An 11,534-nucleotide genomic window follows, 5' to 3' on the forward strand; every position below is an offset into this window, starting at 1 on the left:
CCGTAAAGATAAGACAGGTCTAGTCTTGTGATACCTTTCAGCAGTCAAAAGAAAAAGTATAGATGAAAAGTGGATACATTTACCCGATCGGTACTCCTGGCCAACCTTGGAACGAAGAAGAACGTAAAGCTTGGTTAGCAACGCAAGAAGTAAAACGTAGCTACCAAGATGAAGTCGTCAGTAAAATCGATGCCCTACGCGAGCGTTTTGATGTTGAACAATATGGTGCGCTCTCATACAACGAGGCACGCTTCCCTCTGTTTTGTATCAAAACACGCAATTGGGATTCAACTAAACCTGCTGTGTTGGTCACAGGCGGCGTGCACGGTTACGAAACCAGCGGTGTACATGGCGCATTAAAGTTTGTAGAAACAGAAGCAGAGCGCTATGCAGAGCATTTCAATATTGTCGTTGCACCCTGCGTAAGCCCTTGGGGTTACGAGGTGATCAACCGCTGGAATCCAAACGCGATTGATCCAAACCGCTCTTTCTATAAGGATAGCCCTGCCGAAGAGTCCGCTAACCTCATGAAGCTCGTTGCAACTTTAGGCGATGTGTTAATGCACATTGATCTACATGAAACGACAGATTCTGACGAAACTGAGTTCCGTCCAGCCTTAGCTGCTCGTGATGGTATTGAGTACATTGAAGGTATGATCCCAGATGGCTTTTACACGGTGGGAGATAGTGAAAACCCTCAGCCTGACTTCCAAAAAGCGGTCATTGAGTCAGTTGCAAAAGTGACTCACATTGCACCAGCAGATGAAAACGGCGAAATCATTGGTTCACCCGTCGTACAGTTTGGCGTTATCAACTACCCAATGGTAAAACTGGGCCTGTGTGGCGGCGTAACAAATTGCGTTTACGGCACGACAACGGAAGTGTACCCAGACAGCCCAACGGTGACCGACGAAGAATGTAACGATGCACAGGTTGCAGCCGTGGTGGGTGGTTTGAATTACATAATCGCTCAGCTATAACAATCGATTCTTGTATTGCTCCGGTGTCATGCCGGAGTATTTCTTGAACATCGCGATAAAAGGGCTAGCTTGGTTATAACCTAACGTCAGAGCGACTTCTTTCACAGTCTGCCCTTTACGCAGCAACTCCATAGAATGTAAATATCGCACACGTAAGCGCCACTCAGTAAAGCTCATGCCCAACTCACTCTGGCAATGTCTCGCTAACGTGCGTTCTGTGGTATGCACTTTTGCCGCCCACTCCGCCAAACTGATCTCATCCGTCGGCGATTCTTCTACTGCTTTTAAAATCGGTTCAAGATACTTATTGTCGGTAGTCGGTAAAAAGTGATGTTCGACTTCTTGCTTTGCAAGCTGGTCCAATAACACTTGTACCAAGCGCTTGTCTTCATCAGTTTGCGCCACGTTAATGTCTCGCTGACGAAAGTCCTCAATAATAGATGACACGATTGGAGTCACTTTGATCAAGCTCGTTTTAGTTGGAAAATGCGCCGTCAATTCAGGGGCAATGTTCAAAGAACAATATTCGATTGGCTTACGGTTGTAGCTAGTGTGACGAATTCCGGCGGGAACCCAAATAGCAAGATGTGGAGGTGCTAGAAATCTTGTGTCTTCTGCATCCATCTCCAGAATCCCACCGCTGATCAGTTGCACTTGCCCCCAAGGGTGGCTATGAATTCGTGTTTCTGTATTAGAGAGAAACGCTTCGAAATTCATAAATACATCTGATGGCGCACGATCGATTGATAAGGAGGGGTGAAGATTTCTGGCGCTCTTTTTCAAAATTGTCTTCCTATCGCTTACGATGTCTTTTAAGAGATACTTTTTATTATAAAGACCTGCCAGACTAGCGCCATCAATAATTGTGCTATAGGGTTCTCATGATTTATTTACTTCCGTTTTTCACCGTTATGATTTGGGGTGGTAACTCAATTGTGAACAAGATGGCAGCAAGCGCCATTGAACCAAGTGCGATGAGTTTCTACCGTTGGTTTGTCGCAATGGTCCTCCTAACGCCATTTTGCCTGCCTGCAATCATCAAACAACGACACATTATTCGACCTTACTTAGCTAAGTTGGCGTTTCTTGCGTTACTTGGTATGGTTCTCAACCAGTCACTTGGATACTATGCCGGTTTAACAACAACGGCCTCTAATATGGCCCTGATCACCTCTTTAGTTCCGTTGATCAGTGTGTTTTTAAGTGTCCCATTGCTCGGTAAATCTATATCAATGTTAAGTATCGTCGGTGGTGTCATTTCGCTCGGCGGCTTGGCATTTATGCTTGGTCACGGTGATATCACTTACTTTTTACATCAAGACTTAACGCAAGGTGACAGCTTAATGCTCGTTGCTGCCATGGTATACGCGGCTTATTGTGTTCTGCTAAAACGCTGGAAAATGCCATTCAGTAGTTTGACTCTGGTTTACATGCAGGGCTTCTTTTCTGTTTTGATGCTCACACCACTTTGGCTCTCTAGTGAGCAACTGTTACCAAGCCAAGACGCGCTACCATTAATCGCTTATGCTGGTATTGCTGCTTCCATTTTCGCGCCGCTGATGTGGGTCAAAGCGATTGATTCAATTGGTGCTGATTCAAGTGCTATGTTCATGAACCTAATGCCTGTGGTTTCCGTCATACTTGCTTCAACACTAATTGGTGAGAAAATTTACGCTTACCATATTATTGGTGGGTTGTTAGTCATCTCTGGCGTTATCCTGTCGCAAATAAAAGTAAGACAGAGAAAACTATTGTCCAATTCTGAGATTGCCTCTACCGCCAATTAACATCTACACCTCAAGCCACAGAACTACGCTGTGGCTTGTCACTTCCAGCGTTCGAATAAAAGTTAATATTTTGTTTCATTCGCTATTCCCGAAAATTCATCTTGCTGCTAAATTGGGAAAACAATAACCCATCAAGGAAAGACAGATGAGCAGTGGTCAAAGAGACATTACCCTTCGCTTTTTAGCAGAACCCAGCGACGTAAATTTTGGCGGAAAAGTGCACGGCGGCGCCGTAATGAAATGGATCGACTTGGCAGCGTACGCCTGTTCTGCAGCGTGGAGTGGTAAATATTGCATTACCGCATATGCTGGCGGCATTCGGTTTGTTGCTCCGATTCATGTCGGCAACTTAGTCGAAGTTAGCGCGAAAGTCATTTATACCGGACGAAGCTCAATGCACATTGCGATTGACGTGCAAGCTAGTGATCCAAAGCAAATGAAAAACAGACTCACCACTCACTGTATCGTTATCATGGTTGCTGTAGATGAAAACGGAAAACCAACCGATGTACCGAAATGGATTCCAGAGTCGGATGAAGACAAAGCCTTAGAGCAATCCGCTATCCGTCTTATGAACATGCGTAAAGAGATTGGGGAAGAAATGGAAGCACACGTTAAATATCTCAAGTAACTGGCATCCGTTAAGAACGCTATTAAGTACCTCAACGTTACCCAGACCCAGAGTGTGGAGCAACATCATGGTTTTGCCATTTGTTTCACGCTCGCCCTTCTCTGTCATAAATCCTTCACCTAGCTTTGCTTAAATCCATCCATTATTTTAGAGTTGGATAGAGTTTGGATCTTGAGACTAAAAGAAACGACCTTAAGTGAAGAGACGTTGACCAATTTAAAAGCGGTCGAGTACCAGTGGGTGAGAACCATGTACGTCGAGGGGTATAACGAAACAGAAATTAATCATTACATTCAAACTTGCTTTGGCGGTGACGTTACCTTTGCTAATCTATTTCGTCGCGTCGCACTGCAGCAAGAAAGTTTGTACACGCTGCTTCAATACGTTGGATGCGCACCTTCCAGCCGAGAGTTTTAATCTCTTCCTTCCCTACCTCAATTTCGCTTTTTACTAAGCTCTAGTTATTTATGTGAAGTGCTACGCAGGGCATTATTCAAGCCCTGTGTAATCCATTGCAAAGCCGCTAATCTCTATCTACTTATTGCAAAATTGCCTTTAACAGGCATAAAAAAACCTGAGTCTAAACTCAGGTTATGGTTACAAAAACTGTTAGTGATTGAATCGTAAGGAACTAAGCTAACAGCCAGCTATGCGTAACGCCAATAAAAGCCAAGATATTACTGATCGGCGGCCAAACCAAAATTGTAATATCCGTGCTAAGTATAAGGGCGACCATGTGGTCGCCCTTTTCTAGTTATTCTTATCAATCTCAGACCACAAGAGATTATCCTTTTACACCACCAGCGGTTAGACCACCAACCAACCAGCGCTGCGCAAGTAAGAATACGGCAGTGATTGGCACTGCTGAAAGTACAGCAGCTGCGGCAAAGTCACCCCACAAGTAGTTTTGTGGATATAGGTATTGCTGCATACCCACTGCAAGTGTGTACGAGTCTACATCAGAAAGCAGTAGTGACGCTACAGGAACTTCACCAATTACCATGATGAACGACAATATGAAGACTACCGCTAGGATTGGCACAGACAGTGGCAGCAATACCAAACGGAATGCTTGCCATGGTGTAGCACCATCAAGAGCCGCCGCTTCTTCTAGAGACGAGTCAATACTTTCGAAGTAGCCTTTAATGGTCCAAACGTGCAGTGCGATACCACCTAAGTAAGCGAAGATCAGACCGCCATGCGTGTTCAGACCAAGGAAAGGAATGTACTGACCCAGTTTGTCGAACAACGCGTACAGAGCAACCAATGCCAACACCGCAGGGAACATCTGGAAGATCATCATCGCTTTAAGAATGGTGTTCTTACCTTTGAACTTCATACGAGCAAACGCGTAAGCCGATGTGGTTGATAGCGCCACGATTAGGATTGCAGAAATACCACCCACTTTTACCGAGTTCCACAGCCATGTCATTACTGGGAATGGTGGCGGTGTAACTGTACCGTCTGGATTAGTCACCGAGAAACCTAATGCCAATTTCCAGTGATCAAGTGTTGGGTTGTCTGGGATCAGGCTACCTGTTGCAAAGTTACCTTCACGGAATGAAATCGCGATGATCATCAGTAAAGGGAAAATAATCAGTGCCAAGAATGCCCACATTGCAATATGAGTAGCCCAAACACGATACTTTAATGACTTACCTTGTACCATTGCCATTGTAATTTCTCCTTAGTCCTGAGCTACTTTAGTTACGCGTAGGTTGATAAGTGCCAATGCGCCAACCAATAGGAAGATAAGCGTTGCTACCGCACTTGCTAGACCGAAGTCTTGACCACCAGCACCTTCGAATGCGATTCGGTAGGTGTAACTTACTAGCAGGTCGGTGTAACCCGCAGGCTCTGATGTACCAATCATGTTTGGACCACCGCCAGTCAACAACTGGATAAGTACGAAGTTGTTGAAGTTAAATGCAAAACTCGCGATCAACAATGGTGTTAATGGCTTCAACATCATTGGTAGTGTGATACGTGTAAAGTTCGTGACAAAGTTCGCACCATCAATTGCTGATGCTTCATATAAATCGTCTGGAATCGCTTTTAGTAAGCCCATACACAAAATCATCATGTAAGGGAAACCAAGCCAAGTGTTCACAATTAAGATCATGGTTTTCGCCATGAACGGATCAGAGAACCAAGCCGGGCTAATGCCGAACAAGCCTTCCAACAACATGTTGATCTCACCAAAGCTTTGGTTAAACAAACCTTTAAAGATCAAGATAGAAATAAACGCCGGAACTGCATAAGGCAGGATTAGCAACAAACGGTAAACTGAGCGACCTTTAAGTGCTTCCCACTGAACCACACTGGCAAGGACAAGACCAATAACAAGCGTAAACAATACGGTTAGCGCAGAGAAAACAATGGTCCAGATAAAGATACTGATAAACGGCTCTTTGATACCATCATCTTTCCAAACACGCTCAAAGTTGTGGGTACCAATGTTCACCACGAAACCTGGTGACACTGTGCTACCAACAAATTGACCGTTTTCATCGACAGGCTGGTAGTAACCTACTTCCATATTTGGACGTAGCGTTTCTTCAGTCCGGTTGTTGTAAAGCGTTTCACCATCTTCTTGTAATGTGTACAAAGGTACAACTGCAGCAAATTTGCGCAGCCCACTCATGCGGATATCATCACCACTTGGCAAATGTAAATCGACACTGCTCAACGCACTGCGGTTCTTAACAATCGCCTTGATTGATTCTTTTTCACCCGTTACTTCTTCAATTGGTGAAAGATCAAACTCCGATGCTGAAAGGTTATCAAGCTGAAAAGTCGGGCTTGCAAGTAGCTCACCATCTTTTTCAACCACAAGTTGATGGCCTTGCTCCGTTTTATACAAAGTGAACGGGTAGCTATCACCACTTTGGTAAGTTCGGTCCAAAAGTACGTTCTGAGCGCGATCAAAAGAGAGTTGGTTCTTCGCGCTATAGTTGGTAAACGCCAAACCTATGGTGTACGCCAAAGGAAAAAGAATGAAAAGGATCATCCCTGCTATACCAGGGTAGATGTAACGGTGTGCGTACGTCTTTTTGCTACCAAAGATGAACAACGCTAAAGCGGTAAGAATGAGCGTAAGTAGTGCAAACGCAATCTCACCGCGAGAATACATAAGGATTGTTGCGTAGCCATTGATGATGCCGACTGTGCCTAAAAGTGACCATTTCATGAACACTTTTTTGCTGCTCGGAAGGCTGGCTTCTGGTGCTGTCATAGCATTTGTACCTTGAACTGACTGCATAGGGAACCTGCTAGCGAATATAGAATAAATATAGAAAAGTAAGGAGGAGTTGCCTCCTCCTTAAAAAGGTCTTACTTAATTATTTAGTCATTTGTTTTTCTGCATCTGCAAGAGCTGCATCGACAGTTTGACGACCGTCAACTACGTTGATGATTGCGTTCTTAGCCGCACCCCAGAATGCGTTCATTTGAGGGATATTTGGCATGATTTCGCCGTTCATCGCATTGTCCATTGTTGCTGCGATACGAGTATCTGAATCAAGCTCACGTTGGAACGAGTTAAGTGCTACCGCACCTAGAGGCTTATCGTTGTTAACCATACGTAGGCCATCGTTTGTTAGTAGGTAGTTCTCAATGAACTCAACTGCTAGGTCTTTGTTTGGAGACGCAGTGCTGATACCAGCCGTTAGAACACCAACGAATGGCTTAGAAGATTGACCTTGGAACTTAGGTAGCGTAGTCACGCCGTAGTTAACGCCAGACTTCTCAATGTTGCCCCAAGACCATGGACCGTTAATCGTCATCGCTGTTTTGCCTTGGTTGAACGCAGACTCAGACACGGAGTAATCCATATCCGCAGAGATTACGCCTTTATCAACTAAGCCTTTTACGAAGCTCATTGCGTCTTTAACGCCTTCTTTCGCGATACCAGCGTCTTTAACATCGTAACCTTCAGAAGTGTATTTGAACGCGTAGCCGCCATCAGCCGCCATTAATGGCCAAGTGAAGTACGGTTCTTTTAGGTTCCACATGATTGCAGACTTGCCGTCTTTTTTAAGTTTTGCATCTAATGCTGCAACCTCTTCCCAAGACTTTGGTGGGTTTGGAACTAGGTCTTTGTTGTAGATTAGAGATAGAGACTCAACCGCAACTGGATAGCCGATCAATTTGCCGTCGTAACGTACTGCATCCCAAGCGAAATCAACGATACCTTCTTGAATATTCTTAGAAGGTTTAATTTCTGCTAGCAGGCCAGCTTCTGCGTAACCACCGAAACGGTCGTGAGCCCAGAATACGATATCAGGACCGTCGCCAGTCGCTGCAGTTTGAGGGAATTTGTCTTGAAGGCCATCTGGGTGAGCCACAGTCACTTTAATGCCTGTGTCTTCTTCAAATTTCTTACCAACTTCAGCAAGGCCGTTGTAGCCTTTATCACCGTTGATCCAGATAGTAAGTTGTCCTTCTTCGATGGCAGCATTAGCACCAAAAGAACCCAAAGCAACAAGAGTACCTAGTGCTACAGCGCTTAACTTTTTCATGTTCGTATCCTTTTTATATTTTTGATGTAGGGCTAGTCCATTGAGGTTCAGCCGTATTTCGACATATATCATCTGAAATAATCCAATATGTCTCATCCTCCTAATCCCTACGCCCTTACAATTATGACGTATTTTCGTGATCTAAATCGCCAAGGGTAAGAGACTCAAATCACAAAATGGATAGTTCCTGTGATCGGTTTCAACTTTAGGTGGTGCAATAATGTGATTTCCGACCAACTGCTTTCTTCCTCCTCCTTTTTTACTCCTCCCTTTCTACTCCCCCTACAATTATTTCTATTAGGAGGATGTCGCACTACGCACAATCTTAGAAACTGCAGTCATCCAAGAGTGGATGGTAAGAACCCTTTCCCAGCAGTGCCTACGTATTAGGAAAAAGATTTGCTGGTTTTGCATTGCCAGACGAGTGGAATGTCATTATTAGTGTTGTTTGTGGTAATTATTTCACGGGGGAGACAATACGAATAATGTGGGGGAGAGAAACTCGTACTTGGCTATGATGGGTAGCACTTCTATTCAGGACATTTTATTGAAGTGCTACCCTACTTTTCTTACCAACCGCAAGAACTTACCGATTCCTACTGTTACTGCTCGCTAGATAATTCATATAATGATGAGCGGTGAATAATAAAAAATTGATCGAGGACGAGCTACATGGCGAGTGTCACGTTAAAAAATGTTTGTAAAGCGTATGGCGACGTACTGATTTCTAAGAACGTAGACCTAACAATCAACGAAGGTGAATTTGTTGTTTTCGTAGGTCCATCAGGTTGTGGTAAATCTACCCTTTTACGTTGTATTGCCGGTCTTGAAGACATTACTTCAGGTGATTTGTATATTGGTGACCAGCGCATGAATGACGTCGAACCATCCAAACGTGGTGTTGGTATGGTATTCCAGTCTTACGCTCTTTACCCGCACCTTAACTTATATGACAACATGTCATTTGGCTTGAAACTAGCAAAAGCAGACAAAGCAGAAATCGACAAGCGTGTTGAACAAGCAGCAGAAATCCTACAACTAGGCCACTTGCTTGAGCGCCAACCAAAAGCACTTTCTGGTGGACAGCGTCAACGTGTGGCGATTGGCCGAACATTGGTATCGCAGCCAAATGTATTCCTTCTAGACGAGCCACTATCAAACTTGGATGCGGCACTGCGTGTAAACATGCGTGCACAAATCACGAAACTTCAGCGCCAACTTGGTTGTACCATGATCTACGTAACGCACGATCAGGTAGAAGCGATGACAATGGCAGATAAAATCGTTGTACTAGACGGCGGTTATGTATCGCAAGTTGGTAAGCCGCTTGAGCTTTACCATTACCCACAAAACCGCTTTGTAGCTGGCTTTATCGGTTCTCCGAAAATGAACTTCATGAGCGTATTCATTGATGAAGTAGAAGCAGAGCGCGTCAAAGTTCAACTATCTAACGGCGTATCTTTCTGGATTCCGGTGGATGGTACAACAGTTAACCGCGGCGACCGAATGTCTTTAGGCATTCGCCCTGAGCACCTATTATCCGCTTCTGAAGCTGATGCAAGTATTCACGGTGAAGTGATGATTGTTGAGAAGCTAGGTAACGAAACTCAAGTATACCTAAACCTAGAAGGTGCGGACGCCGACGTTATTTTCCGTCAGCCTGACACGCTTGCAGTCGACACTGGCGATAAAATCGAGATCGGTATTCCAGCTCATCGTTGTCACCTGTTCCACAGTGATGGTCGCGCATGCCGCCGCCTATACAAAGAAAACGGCGTACAAGTCGAATAATTCATTCGTCCTTACTCAAAAAATCCCTCTCAAGTGAGAGGGATTTTTTTATCTTAATAAATATCAGCAATTCGATACTAAATCATTAATCGTGAACGAATCAAATCACCCGTTTCTTCTACCCTCACATAAACCATTGTCTTTGTACTGATACTTCATTTTTAATACTTTTCCTCATTCCTCATAAGTAAGTACCAGCTTTTTCCTAACCCGCCAAACTTAGCCAAAGGGCTAAATATCATTCTTATTTCCACTTACCTCAACAACGCAAATTTTTACACTTATCAACGAAATTACACGTGACAAAAAACTCAGCAGCATTCCACAGAATGCTCTGTGCACTAACTACTAATAACGTTCACGACACGGCAATTGGGGAAGACACCCAAGGGCGGTAGCGTGTCAGAAGGGAAACTGAGTCATGAAACAAAAAGGACTTATCCGCTCTCATGAGATGGAGTTCGCTTTTTTATATCGCATCTCAGATCTTGCTGTCATCGTCTCTTTTATGCTGCTTTTAGTGTTCAAAGACATGAATACTGCGATGGGGAAAGATTACGTCATATTGGCTTTCGTTGGAGGCATCTCCTTTCTATTTATGGCAGAAAGCGGCAATCTGTATCGCTCTTGGCGAACCAGTTCGTTTAAAGAGCAGATGTTTATTGTCTGTGTTGCTTGGGCGGTGACTTCTGCACTTATCTTTATTGTGCTGTATTTTTCTGAAGTCCATACCTTATTTGATAACACAATTTTAGCGCTGTGGTTTGCGATTACGCCCGCTCTGCTTTTAGCATGGCGAGTAACATTCCGTACCGGATTAGCCTATTTGAGAAAAAAAGGATTCAACACTCGCACTGCGATCATCATCGGCCAAACTCCTCACGGCATTACCCTAGCTAACGAAATTCAAAACCACACAGAACACGGCGTGCTTTTTGATGGCTTTTACGACGAACGATCTTCCGACAGATTGCCAAATTCTGATTATCCTATTAAAGGAGCTGTTGACCACGCCCTTGAGCGAGCTAAAAAAGGGGAAGTAGATTACGTCTATATCGCGATGCCAATGCACGCAAAAGAGCGCATTGCGTCACTTCTTAACCAATTCTCAGATACCACCGCAAATACGTATCTGATTCCCGACTTCTTCACTTATAACCTTTTACATTCTCGTTGGGCGCAGATCGGCCAAGTTCAAACACTAAGTGTCTTTGATACACCTTTTGCTGGAATTTCTTCTTGGGTAAAACGGTTTGAAGACATCTTGTTTTCGAGCATTATTTTGGTCTTAATCGCCCCTATTCTATTCGTCATTGCGATTGGCATTAAGGCAACTTCTAAAGGCCCTGTCATCTTTAAACAACATCGTTACGGTCTTGATGGACGCAAGATTGAAGTCTGGAAGTTCCGTTCAATGACAACCATGGATCAAGGTTCCAACGTGAAACAGGCGACAAAGAACGATCCTCGTATTACGCCTTTTGGCGGATTTCTACGTCGCACCTCTTTGGACGAACTACCTCAATTTATCAATGTACTGCAAGGGACCATGTCTATTGTCGGCCCACGCCCTCATGCCGTGGCACACAATGAAGAATACCGTCAGATCGTGGATCGCTACATGCTACGTCACAAAGTAAAACCAGGCATTACTGGCTGGGCACAGATTAATGGTTATCGCGGCGAAACCGACACCTTAGAAAAAATGGAAAAGAGAGTCGAGTTTGATTTGGATTACATCCACCATTGGTCGGTTTGGATGGACATCAAAATCATCTTTATGACCGTTTTCAAAGGCTTCACTGGTGCTAACGCTTACTAAGGT

The 11,534-nt window shown here is 44.2% G+C and carries 10 protein-coding genes; 6 read left to right on the forward strand and 4 right to left on the reverse strand.

Annotated features, from left to right (window positions below):
* Nucleotides 1-62 precede the first annotated feature (62 nt).
* Nucleotides 63-980 carry a M14 family metallocarboxypeptidase gene (locus R7D93_RS01740; protein WP_005385015.1) on the forward strand — a complete coding sequence of 306 codons (918 nt, stop codon included), beginning with the start codon at nt 63-65 and terminating at the stop codon, nt 978-980.
* On the opposite strand, the gene R7D93_RS01745 is transcribed toward R7D93_RS01740, so the two are convergent.
* Nucleotides 975-1,763: an AraC family transcriptional regulator gene (locus R7D93_RS01745; RefSeq protein WP_005385013.1), complete on the reverse strand. Its 789-nt coding sequence runs from the start codon at nt 1,761-1,763 to the stop codon at nt 975-977. The genes R7D93_RS01740 and R7D93_RS01745 overlap by 6 nt on opposite strands.
* 98 nt (nt 1,764-1,861) lie before the next feature.
* Between R7D93_RS01745 and R7D93_RS01750 the strand changes: the two genes are divergently transcribed.
* The 3 genes from R7D93_RS01750 (at nt 1,862) to R7D93_RS01760 (ending at nt 3,815) form a co-directional block, all read left to right on the forward strand.
* Nucleotides 1,862-2,767 carry a DMT family transporter gene (locus tag R7D93_RS01750; protein ID WP_047101784.1) on the forward strand — a complete coding sequence of 302 codons (906 nt, stop codon included), beginning with the start codon at nt 1,862-1,864 and terminating at the stop codon, nt 2,765-2,767.
* Between the two features lie 145 nt (nt 2,768-2,912).
* On the forward strand, nt 2,913-3,398 hold the full coding sequence (locus R7D93_RS01755; RefSeq protein ID WP_005375279.1) for an acyl-CoA thioesterase: 486 nt from the start codon (nt 2,913-2,915) through the stop codon (nt 3,396-3,398).
* A 171-nt stretch (nt 3,399-3,569) separates the two neighbouring features.
* Entirely contained in the window at nt 3,570-3,815 is a 246-nt protein-coding gene (locus R7D93_RS01760; RefSeq protein ID WP_005375277.1) for a hypothetical protein, read from the forward strand.
* Between the two features lie 367 nt (nt 3,816-4,182).
* Here the strand turns inward: R7D93_RS01760 and malG are convergent, their stop codons facing one another.
* From malG to malE, 3 genes are all read right to left on the reverse strand, one after another.
* Nucleotides 4,183-5,073: a maltose ABC transporter permease MalG gene (malG, locus tag R7D93_RS01765; protein ID WP_005375275.1), complete on the reverse strand. Its 891-nt coding sequence runs from the start codon at nt 5,071-5,073 to the stop codon at nt 4,183-4,185.
* Between the two features lie 12 nt (nt 5,074-5,085).
* Complete coding sequence (gene malF / locus R7D93_RS01770) at nt 5,086-6,660, reverse strand: maltose ABC transporter permease MalF (protein ID WP_005375273.1); 1,575 nt, start codon at nt 6,658-6,660, stop codon at nt 5,086-5,088.
* A 79-nt stretch (nt 6,661-6,739) separates the two neighbouring features.
* Nucleotides 6,740-7,918, reverse strand: a complete 1,179-nt coding sequence (malE, locus tag R7D93_RS01775; RefSeq protein ID WP_005375272.1) for a maltose/maltodextrin ABC transporter substrate-binding protein MalE — start codon at nt 7,916-7,918, stop codon at nt 6,740-6,742.
* Nucleotides 7,919-8,590: 672 nt separating this feature from the next.
* On the opposite strand from malE, the gene malK reads away from it, so the two are divergent.
* Together malK and R7D93_RS01785 are read left to right on the forward strand one after the other, a co-directional pair.
* Nucleotides 8,591-9,709 carry a maltose/maltodextrin ABC transporter ATP-binding protein MalK gene (gene malK, locus R7D93_RS01780; protein WP_172563906.1) on the forward strand — a complete coding sequence of 373 codons (1,119 nt, stop codon included), beginning with the start codon at nt 8,591-8,593 and terminating at the stop codon, nt 9,707-9,709.
* Nucleotides 9,710-10,130: 421 nt separating this feature from the next.
* Entirely contained in the window at nt 10,131-11,531 is a 1,401-nt protein-coding gene (locus R7D93_RS01785) for an undecaprenyl-phosphate glucose phosphotransferase (protein ID WP_033906767.1), read from the forward strand.
* Nucleotides 11,532-11,534: the final 3 nt, after the last annotated feature.

The organism is Vibrio sp. YT-15, from assembly GCF_033337445.1.
In the GTDB taxonomy this organism is placed as follows: domain Bacteria; phylum Pseudomonadota; class Gammaproteobacteria; order Enterobacterales; family Vibrionaceae; genus Vibrio; species Vibrio alginolyticus.